This is a genomic window from Testudinibacter aquarius (assembly GCF_004342725.1).
GTDB classification, from domain to species: domain Bacteria; phylum Pseudomonadota; class Gammaproteobacteria; order Enterobacterales; family Pasteurellaceae; genus Chelonobacter; species Chelonobacter aquarius.
In genome coordinates this window covers 152,020-173,800 of the sequence record NZ_SMCP01000001.1, presented here as the reverse complement: position 1 = coordinate 173,800, position 21,781 = coordinate 152,020, and the positions used below count along the sequence as shown (strand labels likewise).

The 21,781-nt window shown below is 45.1% G+C and carries 21 protein-coding genes; 15 read left to right on the top strand and 6 right to left on the bottom strand.

Annotated features, from left to right (window positions below; translation table 11 throughout):
- Positions 1–3: 3 nt before the first annotated feature.
- The 10 genes from manX (at position 4) to EDC16_RS00780 (ending at position 9,482) form a co-directional block, all read left to right on the top strand.
- Complete coding sequence (gene manX, locus EDC16_RS00825; protein ID WP_132964424.1) at positions 4–981, top strand: PTS mannose transporter subunit IIAB; 978 nt, start codon at positions 4–6, stop codon at positions 979–981.
- Between the two features lie 18 nt (positions 982–999).
- The gene (locus EDC16_RS00820; RefSeq protein ID WP_132964421.1) at positions 1,000–1,797 is read left to right on the top strand and encodes a PTS mannose/fructose/sorbose transporter subunit IIC; all 798 of its coding nucleotides are present in this window, start codon (positions 1,000–1,002) and stop codon (positions 1,795–1,797) included.
- An 18-nt stretch (positions 1,798–1,815) separates the two neighbouring features.
- Positions 1,816–2,649 (top strand): PTS mannose transporter subunit IID, encoded by an 834-nt coding sequence (locus EDC16_RS00815; RefSeq protein ID WP_132964419.1) that lies wholly within the window; start codon positions 1,816–1,818, stop codon positions 2,647–2,649.
- Between the two features lie 84 nt (positions 2,650–2,733).
- Positions 2,734–3,213, top strand: a complete 480-nt coding sequence (locus tag EDC16_RS00810) for a DUF986 family protein (protein ID WP_198362731.1) — start codon at positions 2,734–2,736, stop codon at positions 3,211–3,213.
- A 24-nt stretch (positions 3,214–3,237) separates the two neighbouring features.
- Positions 3,238–4,428, top strand: a complete 1,191-nt coding sequence (gene manA, locus EDC16_RS00805; protein ID WP_132964417.1) for a mannose-6-phosphate isomerase, class I — start codon at positions 3,238–3,240, stop codon at positions 4,426–4,428.
- A gap of 101 nt (positions 4,429–4,529) precedes the next feature.
- On the top strand, positions 4,530–5,672 hold the full coding sequence (gene hemW / locus EDC16_RS00800; protein WP_132964415.1) for a radical SAM family heme chaperone HemW: 1,143 nt from the start codon (positions 4,530–4,532) through the stop codon (positions 5,670–5,672).
- Positions 5,673–5,682: 10 nt separating this feature from the next.
- Complete coding sequence (locus EDC16_RS00795; protein WP_198362732.1) at positions 5,683–6,456, top strand: nucleotidyltransferase domain-containing protein; 774 nt, start codon at positions 5,683–5,685, stop codon at positions 6,454–6,456.
- A gap of 77 nt (positions 6,457–6,533) precedes the next feature.
- Complete coding sequence (gene rpiA, locus EDC16_RS00790; RefSeq protein ID WP_132964413.1) at positions 6,534–7,193, top strand: ribose-5-phosphate isomerase RpiA; 660 nt, start codon at positions 6,534–6,536, stop codon at positions 7,191–7,193.
- A gap of 38 nt (positions 7,194–7,231) precedes the next feature.
- Positions 7,232–8,464 carry a phosphoglycerate dehydrogenase gene (gene serA / locus EDC16_RS00785; RefSeq protein WP_132964411.1) on the top strand — a complete coding sequence of 411 codons (1,233 nt, stop codon included), beginning with the start codon at positions 7,232–7,234 and terminating at the stop codon, positions 8,462–8,464.
- Positions 8,465–8,543: 79 nt separating this feature from the next.
- Positions 8,544–9,482: a DMT family transporter gene (locus EDC16_RS00780; protein ID WP_132964408.1), complete on the top strand. Its 939-nt coding sequence runs from the start codon at positions 8,544–8,546 to the stop codon at positions 9,480–9,482.
- Between the two features lie 11 nt (positions 9,483–9,493).
- On the opposite strand, the gene EDC16_RS00775 is transcribed toward EDC16_RS00780, so the two are convergent.
- From EDC16_RS00775 to EDC16_RS00750, 6 genes are all read right to left on the bottom strand, one after another.
- Entirely contained in the window at positions 9,494–10,252 is a 759-nt protein-coding gene (locus tag EDC16_RS00775; RefSeq protein ID WP_132964406.1) for a class I SAM-dependent methyltransferase, read from the bottom strand.
- An 11-nt stretch (positions 10,253–10,263) separates the two neighbouring features.
- The gene (locus tag EDC16_RS00770) at positions 10,264–11,604 is read right to left on the bottom strand and encodes an ATP-binding protein (RefSeq protein WP_132964403.1); all 1,341 of its coding nucleotides are present in this window, start codon (positions 11,602–11,604) and stop codon (positions 10,264–10,266) included.
- Between the two features lie 124 nt (positions 11,605–11,728).
- The gene (gene trmA, locus EDC16_RS00765) at positions 11,729–12,838 is read right to left on the bottom strand and encodes a tRNA (uridine(54)-C5)-methyltransferase TrmA (protein WP_132964401.1); all 1,110 of its coding nucleotides are present in this window, start codon (positions 12,836–12,838) and stop codon (positions 11,729–11,731) included.
- Positions 12,839–12,969: 131 nt separating this feature from the next.
- Positions 12,970–13,302: a MaoP family protein gene (locus EDC16_RS00760; RefSeq protein ID WP_132964399.1), complete on the bottom strand. Its 333-nt coding sequence runs from the start codon at positions 13,300–13,302 to the stop codon at positions 12,970–12,972.
- Between the two features lie 176 nt (positions 13,303–13,478).
- Positions 13,479–14,105: a thiol:disulfide interchange protein DsbA gene (gene dsbA, locus EDC16_RS00755; RefSeq protein ID WP_132964397.1), complete on the bottom strand. Its 627-nt coding sequence runs from the start codon at positions 14,103–14,105 to the stop codon at positions 13,479–13,481.
- Positions 14,106–14,157: 52 nt separating this feature from the next.
- A complete protein-coding gene (locus EDC16_RS00750) occupies positions 14,158–14,424 on the bottom strand; it encodes a YihD family protein (protein ID WP_132964395.1) in 267 nt (88 codons plus the stop codon).
- Positions 14,425–14,545: 121 nt separating this feature from the next.
- On the opposite strand from EDC16_RS00750, the gene mobA reads away from it, so the two are divergent.
- From mobA to EDC16_RS00725, 5 genes are all read left to right on the top strand, one after another.
- Positions 14,546–15,655, top strand: coding sequence for a molybdenum cofactor guanylyltransferase MobA (gene mobA, locus EDC16_RS00745; protein ID WP_132964393.1), 1,110 nt, complete (start codon positions 14,546–14,548; stop codon positions 15,653–15,655).
- A complete protein-coding gene (locus EDC16_RS00740; RefSeq protein WP_132964391.1) occupies positions 15,648–17,030 on the top strand; it encodes a DHA2 family efflux MFS transporter permease subunit in 1,383 nt (460 codons plus the stop codon). The genes mobA and EDC16_RS00740 overlap by 8 nt, the downstream gene beginning before the upstream one ends.
- A gap of 134 nt (positions 17,031–17,164) precedes the next feature.
- On the top strand, positions 17,165–18,775 hold the full coding sequence (locus tag EDC16_RS00735; RefSeq protein ID WP_132964389.1) for an ABC transporter substrate-binding protein: 1,611 nt from the start codon (positions 17,165–17,167) through the stop codon (positions 18,773–18,775).
- 246 nt (positions 18,776–19,021) lie between these two features.
- Entirely contained in the window at positions 19,022–20,617 is a 1,596-nt protein-coding gene (locus EDC16_RS00730; protein WP_132964387.1) for an ABC transporter substrate-binding protein, read from the top strand.
- Between the two features lie 128 nt (positions 20,618–20,745).
- Positions 20,746–21,756: an ABC transporter permease subunit gene (locus tag EDC16_RS00725; RefSeq protein ID WP_132964385.1), complete on the top strand. Its 1,011-nt coding sequence runs from the start codon at positions 20,746–20,748 to the stop codon at positions 21,754–21,756.
- Positions 21,757–21,781 lie beyond the last annotated feature (25 nt).

The window sequence follows — 21,781 nt, the reverse complement described above, 5'->3', positions numbered from 1 at the left end:
GAGATGAGTATTGCAATTATCATTGCAACACATGGTGTCGCCGCAGAGCAACTGTTGAAAACAACAGAAATGCTAATCGGGGATCAAGAAAATGTTGCATACATCGATTTTGTTCCCGGTGAGAATGCGGAAACCATTATCCAAAAATACCAGGCGAAATTGTCAACCGAACTGGCACATTGCTCCGAAGTATTGTTTTTAGTCGATACTTGGGGTGGCAGTCCGTTTAATGCCGCTAGCCGCGTGGCGGAGGGCAAGGCAAATATGGAAGTTGTTGCCGGAGTGAATGTGCCGATGTTGGTCGAAACCTTTATGGGACGAGATGATAACCCATCGTTGCAGGAGTTGACGGCGATTGCCTTGGAAACCGGGCGTGGTGGCGTGAAAGCATTGAAATATGTTGAACCGGAAGTGCAAGCGGCGAAAGCCGAGCCTGTGGCTCAGCCTCAACCTCAAGCTATGGTTAATGTGAGCAAAAAAACCGGCAATATGGTGATTGGGCTGGCGCGTGTTGATGATCGTCTCATTCACGGTCAGGTGGCAACCCGTTGGACCAAAGAGACCAAGGTCAGCCGTATTGTGGTGGTCAGTGACGCCGTAGTGAAAGACACTGTGCGGGCGACGTTGTTGAAACAGGTGGCGCCGCCGGGCGTGACCGCACATGTGGTGGGCGTCGAAAAAATGATACGGGTGTATAACAATCCGGAATATGCCGGAGAGCGGGTGATGTTGCTGTTCACCAATCCGCAAGATCCGTTGACACTGATTGAAGCGGGCGTCGGCATTAAATCATTGAATATCGGCGGCATGGCATATCGTGACGGTAAGCAGCAACTGACCAGTGCGGTTTCGGTGGATAAAAACGATGTGGAAAGCTTTAAGCAATTGAAAGCACTGAATATTGAGCTGGATGTGCGCAAGGTGTCATCGGATAGCCGAACCGATATGATGGATTTATTGAAAAAAGCGAATTTAGTTTAACAGTAAGGAAACCGAGTTATGGAAATTTCTACACTTCAGATCATTTTGATCTTTATCATTGCCTGTATTTCAGGTATGGGTTCAATTCTGGACGAATTTCAAACCCACCGTCCGCTGATCGCCTGTACCTTAGTTGGTCTGGTGCTGGGCGATATTAAAACCGGGATTATTGTCGGCGGAACCTTGGAAATGCTGGCATTAGGCTGGATGAACATCGGTGCGGCTTTGGCGCCGGATACCGCACTTGCCTCCATCATTTCCACAATTTTGGCGATTGTCAGCGGACAGGACATCAGCACTGCAATTGCATTGGCGATTCCGTTGGCGGCAGCAGGGCAAGTGCTGACCTATGTGGTGCGCACCATCACGGTCGGCTTCCAACATGCGGCCGACAAATGTGTCGAGACCGGCAATTTGACCACCTTGTCTTGGATCCACGCTTCTGCGCTGTTATTGCAAGCGATGCGGATTGCCATTCCGGCGTTGATTGTGGCATTAACTGCCGGTACAGATGGCGTACGCGCTATGTTAGATTCGATTCCGGTGGTCGTCACCTCAGGCTTGAAAATCGCCGGCGGCATGATTGTGGTGGTCGGTTATGCGATGGTGATCAATATGATGAGAGCCGGGCACCTGATGCCATTCTTCTATGCCGGTTTTGTGGTGGCGGCATTCACCAATTTCAACTTGGTTGCTTTAGGGGTATTGGGCGGCGTGATGGCAGTATTGTACATTCAGCTGCACCCGAAATATAACCAAAGCCAGCAAGTGGTGCAGGTTGTCAGCAACAACGATTTGGATAACAGATTAGATTAAGCACAAGGAATTGAGAAAATGAGTAATGAGAAAAAAGTCACAAAACAAGATTTGAATGCGGTGGTGTTACGTTCTAACCTGTTTCAAGGATCTTGGAACTTCGAGCGTATGCAAGCGTTGGGATTTGCTTATTCCATGGTGCCGGTAATCCGTCGTTTATACCCGGATCAGAATTCACAAGAGCGCAAAGATGCGATTAAGCGCCACTTGGAATTTTTTAATACTCAACCCTTTGTTGGTGCGCCGGTGTTGGGCGTGACCATTGCGATGGAAGAAGAGCGGGCAAATGGTAAAGAGATTGACGACGCTGCGATTAACGGGATCAAAGTCGGCTTGATGGGGCCTTTGGCCGGGGTCGGTGATCCGATCTATTGGGGCACGGCACGCCCGGTTTTTGCCGCACTTGGCGCGAACTTGGCATTAAACGGCAGTATTTTAGGCCCAATCCTGTTCTTTTTATTGTTTAACTTGGTTCGTTTGGCAACCCGTTACTATGGTGTGCACTATGGTTACAAAAAAGGGCTGGATGTTGTTGGTGACATGAGCGGCGGTTTGCTGCAAAAACTGACCGAAGGTGCGTCAATACTGGGGTTGTTTATCATGGGGGCGTTGGTCAATAAATGGACCAGTGTCAATATTCCGTTGGAAATTGCCCGCATGACCAATCAGGTCGGTGAAACAACGATTACCACCGTGCAAAGCGTGTTGGACAGCTTAATGCCGGGGCTGGTGCCGCTGTTATTGACCTTTGGCTGTATGTGGTTGTTGCGTAACCGTGTCAATGCTTTATGGATTATTATGGGCTTCTTTGTGATTGGTATTTTGGGCGCATGGACCGGATTGTTGGCATAACGGATTAAAGTAATTTATACCCTCTTTTTGTTGTTTGGCATTGAGAGGGTATTTTTATTTAGAGGCGAATAGAGGCAAAATGGGATGATCAATTTAACCGACGGTATTTTACTCTGTGCCGTTATTTTGTTTTTTGTGTACGGTTTTTATGATCAGTTCGTCATGAATCGTTGGAAGGGCAAAACCCAACTCAAAGTGCGGTTGCAGAATCGCGGGCGACTGGATGCGATTATTTTTATTGCCCTAATCGGCTTGTTGGTTTATCAAAGCGGGATTACACCGATTACGCTATATTTGTTGATAATCTTGGCGATCTTGTGCGGCTACACCGCATTTTTGCGCAATCCTGTCCTCCTTTTAAAAGAAAACGGCTTTTTCTACGCCAATTTTTACCTGCCTTATCAACGGATCGCCGCCATCAATTTGTCAGAAGACGGGGTTTTAGTGATAGACTTACACAATCACAAGCGTCTGCTGATCTATGTGGCAGATGTAGATGACTTACCGAAAATTTTGCAATTTTTCATTGATAGTGGTCGGGTGCAGCGCTCGGCTTCAGTGTGAAGTATAAAATAATCAGAGGACAGCATGCTATATTCATTACAAGGCACAGCACAACACTATGTTTGGGGCGGGCAAGACTACATTCCGCAGTGGTTGGGCATTGCCAAACAGCAACCGTATTATGCCGAATGGTGGCTTGGCGCCCACCCGTCTTCGCCCTCGATGCTGAAAACCGAGATTGGCGAGTTGACGCTGGATGAGTATTTGAAATTGAACCCGGCCAGTTTGGGTGAGCGCAGTGTTGCGCAGTTTGGCGCGGAACTGCCTTATCTATTAAAGATTTTGGATGTGGAAAAACCGCTCTCGATTCAACTGCATCCGACCAAAGCGCAGGCCGAGATTGGCTTTGCCCGCGAAAATGCGGCGGGTATCAGCCTGAGCGATCCAAAACGTACTTATAAAGACAACAACCATAAACCGGAAATGATGATTGCCTTATCTGATTTTTGGTTGTTGCACGGCTTTAAAACCAGAGCGAAAATTGAGCAGCAACTGCAACGGCACACTTCATTTTTACCTTTGTTAAAACAGTTGCAACAAATGGATCTGCATGGTTTTTATGCGGAAATCATGCAAGCGGATCAAACACAGTTGGCTGCATGGCTGTTGCCGGTGATTCAACAGCAGCAAGCGGCTTATCAGCAACAACAATTAACGCTGGATAATCCGGATTATTGGCTGTTGTACAGTTTGGAGAGTATGCAAATCAGTTTGGATAAACTGGATCCGGGCTTGTTGTGTTTCTATCTGTTTAATCTGGTCAACTTGAGAACCGGGGAAGGCATTTATCAGGATGCCGGTATTCCGCATGCGTATTTGCGCGGACAGAATATTGAATTGATGGCGTGTTCGGATAACGTGATTCGTGGCGGATTGACGCCGAAACATGTGGATATTGACGAATTGCTACAAGTCATTGATTGCACTGAGATTACGCCGCAGATCATTGCACCGACAATAACCACCAATTATACCTACCCGACACCGGCACAAGATTTTGCCTTGCAGCATATCGCTTATCAACAGGATGAACGGGTGTCCGAGCAGGCGGAAAGTGCGGTTATTTTGTTGGTGATGAGCGGGGAGCTGCAATTGCGCACAACCGGACAGACGCTGATTTTGCGACAAGGGCAATCAGCCTTTATTGATGCAAACACTGCATTTGAGCTTGTCGGACGGCAGAGCGGCTATTGCGTGTTGGCGAAGCTGCCTTGATTTCTGTGCTGCGATATGAAAAAGCATAACTGAAATAATTGAGCGGTTATGCTTTTTTATCGGGTACAATAACCGCATTTGCAACCATTTTTGATGCCATAATGCCACGATCAATCATCTTACCCCCCTTGAGTCTTTACATTCACATTCCGTGGTGTGCGCAGAAATGCCCTTACTGCGACTTCAACTCCCATGCCCAGAAAGGGGCGATTCCGGAAGCGGAGTATATTCGGCATTTGCTGCAAGATTTGGACAACGATTTGTCATATGTGCAAAACCGCACTTTGCATTCGATTTTTATCGGTGGCGGTACGCCGAGCCTGTTTTCGGCAGAAGGCATTGCCCATTTGTTGCAACAGGTAGAACAGCGAATTGCGTTTGCCGATGGGATTGAAATTACCCTCGAAGCCAATCCGGGCACAGCGGAAGCCGCGCGTTTTATCGGTTATCGTCAAGCCGGCGTGAACCGTATTTCAATGGGAATCCAAAGTTTCGAGCAAGAAAAACTGCAACGGCTGGGGCGGATTCACAACGTGGAAGAGGCGGTGCAGGCGATTCAATTTGCCAAAAACAGTGGTTTGAACAGCTTCAATATCGATTTGATGCACGGTTTACCCAATCAAACCGTCGAGCAGGCGCTGAATGATTTGCGCCAAGGGATTGCGCTCAATCCACCGCACTTGTCGTGGTATCAGCTCACAATTGAACCGAACACGCTGTTTTATTACCGTCCGCCAAAACTGCCTGACGATGACGCCCTGTGGGATATTTTCGAGCAAGGACACCAGCTGTTAACCGAAGCGGGTTATCAGCAATATGAAACCTCGGCTTACGCTAAACCGGGCTATCAATGCCGACATAATCTGAATTATTGGCGTTTCGGTGACTATCTGGCGATCGGCTGTGGCGCACACGGCAAAATCAGTTTCCCGAACGGTGAAATTTTACGTTACGCCAAAACCAAACATCCGAAGGGCTATCTGCAAGGCAACTATCTACACACGCAAAGTGCGGTCAGCGTAGCAGAACGTCCCTTTGAATTTTTTATGAACCGTTTTCGTTTGCTGGAACCGGTTGCAAAACAGGATTTCGTGCAACTCACCGGCTTAGATCTTGCCTGTGTTGCTGAGAATATTGAGTGGGCAAAACAACAACGTTATCTTGTGGAAACTGACCGCACTTGGCAAATCACCGAACACGGCAAACTGTTTTTGAATGAATTGTTAGCGCGGTTTTTGGATTAAGGAATAAAGAATGATAACAGATGAAATGTTGAATAAAATTCGCCAGGAAATTACACGAATCGAATCAGAAGAAAAGGTTCTCGTATTGTATGCAGTCGAATCCGGCAGCCGCGCATGGGGCTTTCCCTCGCAAGACAGTGATTATGATGTGCGATTTATTTATAGCCGAACGCAAGCTGATTATCTGTTGATTGATGAACCACGCGATGTGTTGGAATATCCGATTAGCGATCCGTTGGATATCAGCGGTTGGGATCTGAAAAAAGCCCTGAAATTATGCCGTAAGGGGAATCCGGCATTGTCGGAATGGCTGTATTCGCCGATTGTCTATCAAGTGAATGCACCATTTCTCAGTGAATTTCGCCAACTTGCACAGAGCTATTTTTCGCCAAGCAGCATGATTCACCATTATCTACATATGGCTGATGGCAATTTTCGCGGCTATCTAAAATCCGATCTGGTTAAAATCAAAAAATATTTCTATGTGCTACGCCCGATTTTAGCCTGTATGTGGATTGAAAAATATGCAAAAAATCCACCGATCTTGTTTACCGATTTATTAAATGATGCGGTTTTAGAACCCATGCTGAGACATAAAATTGAGGTGTTGCTAACACGCAAATTGGCAGGAGAAGAATTTGATTTAGAAGAAAAAATTCAACCATTAAATGATTTTATTGAGCAAAAAATCAAGTACTATCAGCTTTATGTTCAAAGCCTTGCTAAACCAGAATTGCCTGATGATAGTGCAGCCAATTTATTATTTAGAAAGTGGATTGTTTGATAAGGATTGAACAATCCCGATAACGTAGTAAGATAAATTAACTTTTACCCTCTTTTTACATTGTTAAAGGATATGTTATGGATCAGCTCGAAATGAAAAAACAGGCGGCGCAAGCAGCGTTAAAATATGTGCAACCCGATAGCATTGTCGGGGTTGGCAGCGGTTCGACGGTGAACTGTTTTATCGATGCTTTGGGCGCAATCTCAGATCAAATCAAAGGGGCAGTGGCGGCATCGAAAGAGTCCGAACGCCGTTTAAGTGCCTTGGGCATTGAAGTATTTAACGCCAATGATGTTTCCGCTTTGGATATTTATGTCGATGGTGCCGACGAAATCAACCCGCAAAAAATGATGATTAAAGGGGGCGGAGCGGCCTTGACACGTGAAAAAATTGTGTCTTCATTAGCAAAAAAATTCATCTGTATTGTGGATTCCAGTAAGCAAGTCGATGTGTTAGGCTCTACATTCCCGTTGCCGGTGGAGGTGATTCCGATGGCTCGCTCTTATGTGGCGCGGAAATTGGTCGGCTTAGGCGGCGCACCGGAATATCGCGAAGGCGTAGTCACCGATAACGGCAATGTCATTTTAGACGTGTATAACTTCAAAATTATGCAGCCGATGGAAATGGAAAAGACCCTGAATAATATCGCCGGCGTGGTCACTAACGGAATTTTTGCTTTGCGTAGTGCCGATATTGTGATTGTCGGTAGTGCTCAAGGGGCTCAGGTTTTAGTGTAATCGAATTTTAGCTTAACTTAGGAACTAGAGGAAACAACATGACAGTAAAAGTCTCACTGGATAAGGCAAAAATCAAATTTTTGCTGCTGGAAGGCGTACATCAAAGTGCATTGGATAGTCTGCATCATGCGGGTTACACCAATATTGAGTACCATAAGAAAGCATTGGATGCAGAAGACCTGATTGAAGCGATCAAAGACGCTCATTTTATCGGCATTCGCTCGCGAACCGACTTAACGGCTGAAGTGTTGCAGCATGCGCAAAAGCTGATTGCTATCGGCTGTTTTTGCATCGGCACTAATCAGGTGGACTTGGAAGTGGCAAAACAGCGCGGGATTCCGGTGTTTAATGCACCGTTTTCCAACACCCGCTCGGTGGCTGAATTGGTGTTAGGTGAGATTTTACTGTTAATGCGCAAAGTGCCGCAGGCAAACGCTGAAGTGCACCGGGGGTTGTGGAATAAATCTGCAAACGGTTCACATGAAGTGCGTGGTAAAAAACTGGGGATTATCGGTTACGGGCATATTGGTTCACAATTGAGTATTCTGGCAGAAGCGGTCGGGATGCAGGTCTATTTTTATGATATTGAAAATAAACTGCCGCTCGGCAATGCGCAACAGATTCGTACCTTGGAAGAATTGTTGTCAACTTGTGATGTGGTTTCGCTGCATGTGCCGGAAAATGATTCGACCAAGAATCTGATGAGCAGAGAGCGCATTGAACAATTGAAGCAAGATTCGATCTTGATCAACGCTGCTCGTGGCACAGTGGTCGATATTGCGGCACTGGCAGAGGCACTCGACAGTGGACGGGTGTTAGGTGCGGCGATTGATGTGTTCCCGACTGAGCCGGCTTCGATTAATGACCCGTTTGAGTCACCGCTGTGTCGTTTCGACAATGTGATTTTGACCCCGCATATTGGCGGATCAACCTCCGAAGCACAAGAAAATATCGGCTCGGAAGTGGCGAATAAGCTGGTGAAATATTCCGATAACGGTTCCACCTTATCGGCGGTTAATTTCCCGGAAGTATCGCTGCCGGAGCATTCCGGCACCAAGCGCTTAATGCATATTCACCACAACCGTCCGGGAGTGTTGAACAAAATTAACCAAATCTTTACCGATGAAGGCGTAAATATTGCGGCACAATTCTTACAAACCAACCCGCAAATTGGTTATGTGGTGATTGATGTTGAAACCACTAATACTGACAGTGTGCTACAACGCTTGCGCAGTATTGAAGGTACGATTAAAGCGCGCGTGCTGTTCTAACCCGGCATTTGAAAATCGGGTTAATCTCACAAAGTGCGGTTTTCTCGAATGAAAACAGCACTTTATGTCGGAAAAGAAAATGTCACAACAAATAAACACCAATTACGCCGCGCCATTGTTGATTATCGGCTGTGTTATCTTCGGATTAGGCAGTCTGATTGTTAAATTTGTACCGGTGGGCGCTTATGCCATTGCTTTTTGGCGCTTATTGGTTGCTGCGCTGATCTTTTGGGGCTTAATGCGCCAGTTTAAGCAAAAACTGCCGCAAAGTCGCAAAGCCATTGGCATGGCGCTGTTATCCGGCGTGTTTTTAGGTTTAGACTTGGCATTATGGCACGAAAGTATTTATGCGGTTGGGCCGGGTATTTCCACTTTACTCAACAGCTTGCAGATCTTCTTTCTTGCCGCAATCGGATTTATCTGGTTTGCGGAGCGGCTCACCCAATTACAACTGTGCAGTCTGCTGTTGGCAATTTGCGGTGTTGCACTGATCGCCAGTCCGGAGTTTGGGTACAACAGCAATGCCAGCTGGGGTTTTGTCAGCGGTATCATATCTGGCGGCATGCTGGCGTTGTCGATGGTATTTGTGCGCAAAACCCAACAAGTCGAACAAACCGCACTTTTCCCGTTGATGCTGTTGATCAGTTTAGGCGGTATGCTGGCATTATTTTTGCCTTCGTTACTGCTTAACAGCCACAATTTATACCCCACTACTTGGCGTGATATCGGTTTGGTTCTGCTTTATGGTGCGCTTATGCAATGTTTCGCCTGGGGGCTTATCGCCTATGCAATTCCGCTGTTATCGCTCTCCGTCACCGGTTTGCTGCTGCTTAGCGAACCGGTCGCTGCTTTGCTGATTGACTATTTCTGGCTGTTAAAACCGATTAACCGCCTGCAATGGCTCGGTGCAGGTTTAACACTGTTAGCGATCTATCTAGGTTCTTTGCGAACGAAAAAACGTAGTAATAATTTAACTGCAAAACAACAATCAAATCAGACGGAAGCGAGCAAAAAATGAGTCGAGCGGGTTTATCTTAAACCCATATACACATCAAAGCGGTGATTTTTGGTGGTTTGGCTAAAGTGCGGTTTTTGTTCGGCTAAAAACGGGGCGTAGTCGGGGCGTTTGACTACCACGCGCTTGCGTGCCAGTTGCCGTGCTGACGGAAGCAGTTGATCCGCATCCAAATCAGCGCCGACTAAATGTTGAAAAATGCGCATCTCCTTTTTGACGAGGGCACTTTTTTGTTTATGTGGATACATCGGATCGAGATAAACCACATCGGCGCAATCCTGAGTCGGTGAAAGTGCGGTCAGATTATTAACCGATAACAGTTGCATTCGGTGTTGCAACCATTCTCCGATTTCTGCATCTTGATAAGCGCGCTGTAAGCCGTCTTGCAGCAGGGCAAACACCACCGGGTGGCGCTCGATCAACCGCACTTTGCAACCGATTGCTGCCAACACAAAGGCATCGCGCCCTAAACCGGAGGTAGCGTCGATTATCGTTGGCAGATACTCTTTTTTAATGCCGACCGCTTTGGCAATGGCTTCGCTGCGTCCACCGCCGAATTTGCGCCGATGTGCCATGGTGCCGCTGACAAAATCGACCGTAACAGCGCCTAATTTCGGTTCGTCCAGTTTGCGCAATTCCAAACGTTCGCTGGTTTGTACTAAGGCTAAAATCGCTTCAGGCCGATGCGTCAAATTTAATCTGGCACAAGTGCGGTCAAACTCGACTTGCTTAGCCGGATCTTCGCACAGTAATTGTATATTTAAATGAGTCATTTCTAATTAATCTATAAAAAGATAGCCATATATATCGGTAGGTGTAATACACCTTCTTTAATCATTATGTCATTTTGATATAGAATAATGGGCTCTTTTATTCGTATATCAAATTTTCGTCTAAATTTATCGAGTGATGAATGCTTTCTATAATTAGATGATTTAACTTCTACTGGAGAAATATATTTATTGTCGGCTAGTAAAAAATCAATCTCCATGTGGTTTTTTCGGTTTTCTTTATCATTTCTAGAATAGAAAAAAAGTTTTCTCCCGCTAGTTCTAAATATCTGAGCGACGATATTTTCCATTAACATCCCTTCATTGATATTTAATTTTTTTATTAATATACTACGATATAATTCATTGTCAGAGAATTCTTTATCAAAAAATGACTGAGTGACCAGTAATCCGGTATCTAACATATAAGTTTTTCTCGTGGCAAAATCACTACTTAAAGCTAATCCGACATTCGGGTCAGTAGCATTGAAGCAGGTATTAGATATCATGGCATCATCTAGCCACATAAAAGCGTCTTCGTATTCTCTGAATCTAGCTTCTTTTGATAGGGAAGCTAAAATATATTTTTTTTCTTTCTTGGCAAGTTGTCCCGGAATTTTATCAAAAATCGCTAATACTTTGTTTTGATTATTGCCAGCATATTTAACAATATCATTACGATATAATGATAAAATATTTCTTTTTACTTGATCAACTTTAGAAAAATCATTACTAATTAAAAATTCATTAACTGCTTGGGGCATGCCACCAACGAGCATATATTGTCTGAAATCATTTAAAATTTTTCTATGCAGTGCAGTGCCTAATGAAATTCTTTTATCAAAGAATTTTTTCAACATTGGAATGGTGGTAGAGTCACCTTTAGCCCATAAAAACTCTTCAAAATCCAAAGGATACATTGTCAGATGCGTTTCTTCAGATGGAATAACTATATCTTTAACGTTTCTTTTTATGGACAACAGTGAGCCCGTTTCAATGAAATCATAACGACCATCGGCAACGAGATATTTAATTAATTGTCTTGCTCTTGGAAAGAGTTGTATTTCATCAAAAATAATTAAACTTTCACGTTCATATAAATGAGTTGAGTAAAATGTTGCTAGTTTTAAGAAAAATAAGTCTAAATCATAACTTTCGTTCTCAACTAAGTGAGTAATCTCACTTGGTACATTGGCAAAATCGATTATTATGAAACTTTTGTATTCATTTTTTGCAAATTGACGGCATAAATAACTCTTACCAACGCGTCTTGCGCCATTGATTAATAACGCAGTCGTTCCTTTTGCGTCTTGCTTCCAATATAACATTTTTTGATAAAATTTTCGTTTTAGCATATGTTGCCTCATGCATAGCTCATCTTAAATCTTCACGAAAAGACAAATTTTAAAACGGCAATTTATCACGAAAAGACATATTTTAAAACGGTAATTTATCACGAAAAGACATGTTTTTAATACGTTAAACCGCTTTATTTTTGGATAAAAAAACACCAGTCTCCATATGTTCGGTGTAAGGAAACTGATCAAACAATGCTGCACGTTCAATGCGGTGGCTTTGGCACAGGGTTTGCAGATTGTCGCACAGGGTGTGCGGATTGCAAGAGATGTATAAAATCCGTGGATAGTGCTGCACCATTTTCACTGTTTCGCTATCCAGTCCGGCACGCGGTGGATCGACCAGAATGGTTTCGCACTGATAATCATGCAGATCAATGCCTTGCAGTCGGTTAAATTGGCGCACGCCGTTAATCGCTTGGGTAAATTCTTCGGCGGACATCCGAATAATCTGTAAATTGTCGATGTGGTTGTTTTCGATATTGAATTGTGCCGCTGCAACGGATGGTTTGGCAATTTCGGTCGCCAGCACCTTGCGGAAATTTTGCGCCAACGCCACGGAAAAATTGCCGTTGCCACAATATAGCTCCAATAAATCCCCTTGGCTGTCCGCCGTGCAGGACAGGGCCCATTCGATCATCTTAATATTAATGCCGGCATTTGGCTGGGTGAAGCTGTTTTCCACTTGGCGATAGGTGTAATCACGGCGGTTGATCGTTAGCACTTCATCGATATATTCTTGTTCTAAACAGACTTTCTGCTTGCTGGCTCTGCCGATTAATTGCAGATCGAACCCTTGTTGTTGCAAATGTTGGCGTAAAATTTGTGCCTGCTGCTGCCATTGTTCGTCCAGTTTTTTGTGATACAGCAAACTGACAATTATTTTGTCGCTGCGAGTACTGAGATAATCAATCTGAAACAGTTTATGCGCCAAGAGAGGTATGGATTGTAATAAGGGGATAATTGCTGCCATCATACGGTTGATTAAACGGCTGGCGACCGGAAAATGATCAACGCGATAGCGCTGCTTGGTTTGCGGATCAAACATGATGTGGTACATCTCGCCCTGATCATGCCAAATCCTAAATTCGGCGCGCATTCGATAATATTCCGGCTCGGAAGCAAATATCTCTAGCGACGGAGCGCTGAAAGGGGCAAGCAGTTCAGCCAGTTTTTGCTGTTTGGTGGCTAGCAGTTGTGGATATTGTGAGATTGCTAAAGATTGGTTCGGCATAAATAGGTAGCAAATGGGTTGTTAAATATTAAAGTGCGGTTAGTGTAGCATTTTTTATGCCACAGCAGAATAGATCTAGAGAGAACAGCGGCGCATAGGGAAATGCGCCGTAGCGTTAGGCTGGTTGCGAATTAGTCGTTGTTGCTGTAATCATCGACAGGTTCGCTGCCGGCCAGTCCTGAAAGAGTGTATACCCGTTTTACGCTGGAGATACGTGAGCGGTATTTACACCAGGTTTTTTCAAAAAAGGTTTCTGGTTCGCGCTCTAGGCGGCAAACAGCGACAAACTGTTTTTCTTCAGCAGTAATCGGGCTACGGTTGCCCAGATCCAGCTCAATAAACGCTTGCCCGTATTTTTCCAGAGTATCAGATTCACGAATGGTGTAGTCGCCGTGACGGGAGAATCCGCGCGGATAATTTTTATCATCGAAAAAACGACGGGTTACGCTAAAACTTTCGGCCATAATGGTTCCTCTATAAGACAAAGATAATTCGGCAAGCATTAAATCAATTCATAAAAATAAGTCAATATTTTTTTGTGGAAACCGCCGGATTTTGAAAAATTTTATCGGCAATAAAAACGCCTGTCGGTGATGCTAACAGGCGTGATGAAAATATTATTGACAAAAAAGTTAATAGATTAATGATTTAACAGGTATAAAACGGTTGCAGTGTAGTTATCGACAAATTGCTGCACACTGTTTGAGTCGCTGAAGCCGCCCATGTCGATTTGTTTATTGCCGTTGACAAAAAATGCCGGTACGCCTTTCACTTGGTATTGTTCCAGTGCGTTGATTTGCTTGTTGACTAGGCCGTTAACCGCAAAACTGTTGATGCCGTTATCAAACTGTTCGGCAGTGATACCTTTGTCGATAAAAATTTTACGGATATCTGACATTGAGCTGATACGGTTACTTTGTGCCGCTTCAAATAACGCATCTTCCACTAATTCAGTGCTGTTGGTTGCCATCGCAAATGCCCAAGCACGGGTCAAGTCTTCGGATGCACGCCCCAAGAAGTTGACATGGTATTTCACAAAGTGAGTACCTTGTGGCATTTTTGCTTGAATCGCTTGTGGAATTTTATATTCCATTTGGAAATTGGCGCAGTGTGGGCAGTAGAACGAGAAGAACTCAATCACTTCTTTATCGACACTGGCAGGTTGCGTCACGGTGATGAACTGTTTACCTTCTTGCGGGACAAAATCAGCAGCTTGCGCGATATTCATACTCAAGAGTGCGGTTAAAATAAATAAAAATTTTTTCATAACTATCCTAAATTTCAGTTGTTTACTTATCAGTTGTTTACTTATCAGTTATTTACTTAATGATGCCACGCGCTTTTAAAAGTGCGGTTTTAAAATCGTCTTCATAGTCTTTTTTAATGCCCGGAATCGGTTCGTGTTTATCGCTGCCGCGCATTTTCAGGTGATAGATAATCACTTCATCGCTCAATTCGGCAATCGGTTTGTCAAATCCGGCTTCAGCAGCAATTTTCTGTAAAAACTGCAGTAAACTGAGATCCGGCTCTTGTGACCAATGCGGTTGAATCAATTCAAGTACTTCATTAAGGCGATGACATTTCATAACTCATCCTAATCTATTTGTTTCGATTTTAATTTGTGCGATGATAGCAAAGAAAAGCATAATTGCAACAGTTTATAAACAAAGATCAACAGACCCGATAAATTGGCAAAAGAGAGTTTAAATGGAACAACAAATCAGTGCAGTGATTTTGTGCGGCGGCTTGTCGCGGCGGATGCAGGGGGCGGATAAAGGCTTGCAGAAACTGCAGGGAAAACCGCTGTTTATGCACGTCAAAGCACGCTTGCAGGGGCAAGCGCAGCAGATTTTGATTAATGCCAATCGCCATCAAGAAGGTTATCTAAAGTGCGGTCTGCCGGTGTTTATTGATGAGTTGGACGGTTTTTTAGGGCCGTTGAGCGGCATGTTGAGCGGGCTGAAACAGAGCCAAACGCAGTGGGTACTGTTTGTGCCATGTGACGCGCCGTTTTTGCCGCTGGATTTAGCCGAGCGTCTGCTGCAAACCGTGCAGCAAACGCAAGCGGATCTGGCTTATGCGAGCGACGGCGAACGGGAACACCCGACATTTGCGCTGCTGAATAAAAAGTTAATTGAACCATTACAGCGTTATTTGTTAGCGGGCGGGCGCAAAGTGCGCGATTTTATGCGGCAACAGCGCTATGCAGTAGTGGATTTCAGCGATCAGGCGCAGGCATTTGCCAATATCAACTATCCGGCACAATTGGCTGAAATCAACTGCAGTCCAGAGAGGGAAAAATCAGCGTTGACGATGTTGGGGATCAGTGGTTACAGCGGCAGCGGCAAAACGACATTATTGGAAAAACTGTTGCCGCACTTGCAACAAAAAGGGCTGCGGGTGGCGGTGATTAAACACACTCACCACGATCTACATACTGATAAACCCGGCAAAGACAGTTGGCGCATGACCCAAGCCGGGGCTTCGCAGGTGGCCGTGACGTGTGATCAGCGTTGGGCGATAATGACGGAAACAGCAAGTGCGGTTTCGTTGGATTATTTAGCACGTCAGCTGGATCCGGATTTAAACGATTTGGTGTTGGTTGAAGGTTTCAAACACGAACCACTGCCGAAAATATTGCTGCACCGTCAAGCTGCCGGCAAACCGTTTCCTGAAATAGATGAGCAGGTATTGGCGGTAGCAACGGATTATCTTTGTCAAAACCAACCTTGGCAGGGGAATGTTCCCAGTTTGGATTTGAATGCTGTTGAACAGATCGCTGATTTTATCGCGGCTTGGTTGCCACCGCATGAGTAACAATTATTATGGCTTAGCTTGGGTGGCGTCGACCGCACTTTTTATGCAAACCCTCGATGCCACCATTTTGAACACGGCATTGCCAAGCATAGCTGCCGATTTGCAGGAGTCACCGCTGGAAATGCAACTGGCGGTGATCAGTTATGCGTTGACGGTGGCACTACTGATTCCGTTAAGCGGTTGGCTGGCGGATCGTTTCGGCACATTGGTGGTTTTTCGTGCGGCAATTGCGCTGTTTACCCTCGGTTCAATCTGCTGCTCGTTTGCCGGCGATTTAAACAGTTTGGTAGCGTTTAGGGTGTTGCAAGGCGCAGGTGGTGCGCTGATGATGCCGGTTGCCCGCTTGTCGATTATCAAGAGTGTGCCACGTCATGAAGTGCTGTCGGTGTGGAATATGATGGTGATGGCGGGATTAATCGGACCGATTATGGGGCCGGTGCTTGGCGGTTGGTTAGTGACTTATGCCAGCTGGCATTGGATATTTTTGATGAATATTCCGATCGGTATTGTTGGCTTTTGGTTGTGTGGACGTTATATGCCGAATCTGACCGGTAAAAGATTCCGTCTGGATTGGCTCGGGTTTTTGCTGTTTGGCGGTGCGTTGGCGAGCGTAACCCTAGGGCTGGATATGATTGGCAGCCGCACATTTTCTTTGTGGTCAGCGATTGTCGTTTTGCTATTGGGCATGTTGCTGTTTGTCGGTTATTACCACTATGCCCGCCACGTTTCACAGCCTCTGTTGGGGTTTTCACTGTTTCAATACCGCACTTTTAATATCGGCACCCAAGTTAACTTGGTTTTACGCCTGTGTGGTTCGGGCGCTCCGTTTTTGTTGCCGTTGATGTTGCAGGTAGCATATGGCTACCCGGCAGATGTAGCAGGTTGGATGTTGATGCCGATTGCGCTGAGTTCCATTCTGTGTAAACCAATGATTCGCAGCTGGTTAAATCGTTTTGGTTATAAAAAGGCGTTGATTGCCGCCACGATTCTGCTGTGTGCCAGTCTTGTTTGCTTTGGATTAATGCAGCCAAGCTGGTCGCTGTGCTGGCTGTTACCGCCTCTGGTGTTATACGGTTGTGCGATGTCGCTGCTGTTTACTGCAACCAACACCTTGACCATCAGTGAGTTTTCCGAGGAAAACAACAGCGAAGGCAGCACTTTGCTGAGTGTGACTCAGCAGGTGGGGTTGGGTCTGGGAATTGCTTTTGCTGCGGTCGTGCTCAACATCTATCGTACCCTACTGGCGCCCGATGCTGTGGCACAGGCGTTCAGCTATACCTTTTTTACAGTCGCAGCAATCGGGATTCTTCAAATTATCGTTTTGTTAAAACTACAAGCTCATGACGGCGAAAACATGAGCCGACGCGAGGGCTAAATTATTTTCGGCGACGCATAGGCATGATTAGATGATTTGGTTATAATCCAGATGATTTTGATCTTTGCAAGTTCACTACACCGTTGTATCTTGACGGAAATGTTATTTTTTTATGAATCATTTTTGGGGGCAATATGACATTACGGATTACCTTACGCAATACACTTTCGGCTACCGCACTTCTACTGGGGCTGACCACCATGGCGCAAGCAGCGGACAAAGACACTTTTATCAACTGCACCAGCCGTGCACCAAGCGGTTTCAGTCCCGCTCTGGTGATGGATGGCATTTCGTATAACGCCAGTTCACAACAAGTGTATAACCGCTTGGTTGAATTTGTGCGTGGCAGCACCGATTTAGAACCGGGTTTGGCGGAGAGTTGGGATATCAGCGAAGATGGCTTGCAATATACTTTTCACCTGCGCAAAGGCGTAAAATTTCATTCAAATAAGGAATTTACCCCGAGCCGTAATTTCAATGCGGATGATGTGATTTTCTCATTCCAACGCCAACTGGATCCAAACCATCCTTATCATAATGTTTCCAACGGTACTTATCCGTATTTTAATTCAATGAATTTCCAAAAATTGTTGAAATCTGTTGAAAAAGTTGATGATTACACGGTGAAAATCACGCTGAACTATCCGGATTCACCGTTTTTATCCAGTTTAGGCATGGATTTCATCTCGATCTATTCGCAAGAATACGCCGATAAAATGCTGGCAGCAGGCAAACCGGAAACCATTGACACCACGCCAATCGGCACCGGACCGTTTGTGTTTGCCGGTTATCAACTCGACCAAGCAGTACGTTTCTTGGCAAATAAAGATTACTGGAAAGGCGAAGCACCTATTAAGCGCCTGATTTTCAGCATCACACCGGATGCAACTGCTCGTTATGCCAAATTGCAAACCGGCGCCTGCGATATGATGGATTTTCCGAACAGTGCCGATTTAGACAAAATGAGAACCGATCCGAAGATTCAATTGATGTCGCAGGAAGGCTTGAATGTGGCCTATATTGCGTTTAATACCGAAAAAGCACCGTTTGATAATGTAAAAGTGCGCCAGGCGTTAAATATGGCGGCGGATAAAGACACCATTATCAAAGTGGTGTATCAAGGTGCCGGCGTACCGGCGGTAAACCCATTGCCACCGACGATTTGGGGCTACAACACCGAAGTCAAAGATTATCCGTATGACTTGGAAAAAGCCAAGCAGTTGTTGGCAGAAGCCGGTTATCCGAACGGTTTTGAAACTCAGTTGTGGGTGCAGCCGGTGGTGCGTAACTCTAACCCGAATCCGCGTCGTTTAGCGGAAATCTTACAAAGTGATTGGGCGAAAATCGGTGTGAAAGCCGAGTTGGTCAGCTACGAATGGGGCGATTACATTAAGCGTACCAAAGAGGGGTTGTTGACGGCCGGTATTTACGGTTGGTCGGGTGATAATGGTGATCCTGACAACTTCTTGACCCCATTGTTGGGCTGTGACAGTGTTGGGCACAGCAATTATGCCCGTTGGTGTAACAACGACTTTAATAGCTTGATTAAGCAAGCGGCGACCTTATCGGATAAAACCCAACGCATTGGGTTATACGAACAGGCACAAGTGATCGCCAAAGAACAAGCACCGTGGATCACCGTAGCACATTCGATTACGGTTACGCCATTGAGCCTGCGTGTACGCGATTATAAACAAAGTCCGTTTGGTTACAGCGCCTTTTATGGCGTGAAATTGGCGGATTAACACTGCACTTTTAAGTTTATCAACAAGTTACCATCATATAGCGGCAGCAAATCTGCCGCTATTTTTTATCTTTTCAAATATTAGCTAAAAAAATTGATGGATATCTAATTTTTGATAAAAATAATGAATTTATATCTTGTTAAATCGCTTAATTGATGGTATTAACTATAAAGTCACTGTTACTTTCGTGCTATAAATAATGAAAACAGCTTATATTTTAATCACATCAATAAACGGAGTGTAGGAATGAAACGATTAGCGACTTTATCGCTGACAGCGATCGCATTGTCAGCCTCTTTCTCGGCAGCCGCCGAAACCAAAACCTTAGTATATTGCTCGGAAGCGTCGCCAACCGCATTTAATCCGCAGTTGGTGACGGATGGAGCATCAATTGATGCCAGTGGACAAGCGATGTTTAACCGCTTAACCGAGTTTGAACGGGGTAAGACCACGGTGCAGCCGTCATTAGCCGAAAAATGGGATGTTTCCGAAGATGGCAAAACCTATACGTTTTATCTGCGTAAAGGGGTTAAGTTCCAGTCGAATAAAAATTTTAAACCGAGCCGTGATTTTAATGCCGATGATGTGATTTTCTCGTTTGACCGCCAACTGAATCCGAATAATCCATATCATAAAGTCTCAAATTTGGGCTATGAATATTTTGTCGGAATGGATATGCCGAATATTCTTGATAAGCTTGAAAAAGTTGACGACTATACGGTTAAAATTTATTTAAAACAACCGAATGCTCCCTTTTTAGCTAACATTGCGATGGACTTTGCCGGTATTCTGTCTGCAGAATATGCTGAGAATATGTTGAAAGCGGGCACGCCGGAAAAAATCGATCAAGACCCTATCGGCACAGGTCCGTTTGAATTGGTCAATTACCAAAAAGACGCTACGATCCGCTATAAAGCCTTTGATAATTATTGGAAAGGGCGCTCAAAAATTGATCGCTTAGTGTTTTCGATTACGCCAGATGCCTCTGTACGCTATGCCAAATTGCAAAAAGGCGAATGTCATATTATGCCATATCCAAATCCGGCTGATTTGGAAGCAATGAAGAAGGATGGCGCCATTAATTTAATGGAAGAAGCCGGTTTAAATGTGGGGTATTTGCACTTTAACGTACAGAAAGCACCGTTTGAAAATCAAAAAGTGCGGCAGGCACTGAATTATGCGGTCAATAAAGATGCGATTATTGATGCCGTTTATTTGGGCGCAGCTAAAAAAGCCAAAAACCCAATGCCACCAACCATGTGGGGCTATAATAAAGATGTGGTCGATTATGACTATGATCCGACAAAAGCCAAAGCGTTGTTAGCGGAAGCCGGTTTTCCGAACGGTTTTGAAACCGAACTTTGGACCATGCCGGTGTCTCGTCCATACAACCCGAATGCACGTCGTATGGCGGAGCTAGTGCAGGCTGACTGGGCTGCAGTCGGTGTGAAAGCCAAGATTGTGAGCTATGAATGGGGTGAATACTTGCAACGCATGAAGAAAGGCGATGATCCGACCGGCATGATGGGCTGGACCGGTGATAACGGCGATCCGGATAATTTCTTGGGAACGTTGTTAAGCTGTGCTTCCGCAGAGCAAGGATCCAACTATGCGAAATGGTGCTACAAGCCGTTTGACGATTTAATCAAACAAGCGGTGTTGGTCACTGACCAAGAAAAACGCAGCGAGCTATATAAACAAGCACAAGTTATTTTCAAGGAGCAAGCACCGTGGATTACCATTGCCCACTCGACAACTTATCTGCCGATTCGCAAAGAAGTCAAAAACTATGTGATCGATCCGTTCGGTTTGCATAATTTTTATAACCTAGAATTAGAATAGTGCTGTATTTGACCGCACTTTTATGGTAAAAGTGCGGTTTTTCTTTTTCCCGCTGTTATCTCGATGTTGCGCGGCAATATTGCGTAGTGGCAGTGTGGGATAGTAGTAACATATTTTGAGATAACCTCATGTTCCAGTTTATTTTAAAACGCATATTAATGGTGATCCCGACGTTTATTGGGATCACCTTGTTGACTTTTGCGTTAATTCATTTTATTCCCGGCGATCCGATTGAAATTCGGATGGGGGAACGTGGACTCAGCCCAGAAATGCATGCGCAAATGCTGAAGCAGATGGGCTTGGATCTGCCACTTTATCAGCAATATTTCAATTATCTCGGTGATCTGGCGCAAGGCGATCTTGGCATCTCCTTTAAAAACAGCCAGCCGGTTGTCGAAGAGTTTTTAAATCTGTTTCCGGCAACGATTGAACTGACCACCATGGCAATTCTGTTTGCGGTGATTTTGGGTATTCCAATCGGTATTTTAGCCGCGGTCAAACGGGGTTCATTTTTTGATCACAGCGTGATGGCCGTGTCGCTAACCGGGTATTCGATGCCGATTTTTTGGTGGGGTTTATTACTGATGTTGGTGATGTCGGTGCAACTGGATCTGACGCCGGTATCCGGACGAATCGGCGCACAATTTTGGATTGATGATATCACAGGCTTTATGCTAATCGACAGTTGGCTTTCTGATGAGCCGGGCGCCTTTAAATCGGCGGTGTCGCACTTAATTTTGCCGTCAATTGTGTTAGGAACAATTCCGCTGGCGGTGATTTCGCGCATGACCCGTTCTTCCATGCTGGAAGTGTTGGGCGAAGATTATATTCGTACCGCTCGCGCCAAAGGCTTATCGAAAATGCGGGTGATTGTGGTGCATGCGCTGCGTAATGCGCTGATTCCGGTGGTGACCGTGGTTGGGTTGATTGTCGGGCAGATGTTATCCGGTGCAATTTTGACTGAAACGATTTTTGCTTGGCCGGGTATTGGTAAATGGGTGATCGAGGCGATTCGTGCACGTGATTATCCGGTGGTGCAGGGGGCGGTGTTGATTATCGCCACCATTATTATTTTGGTAAACCTGTTTGTTGATCTGCTTTACGGGATTTTGAATCCTCGTATTCGTCATCGTAAATAGTACTGCAGTACGACTGAATAGAGGA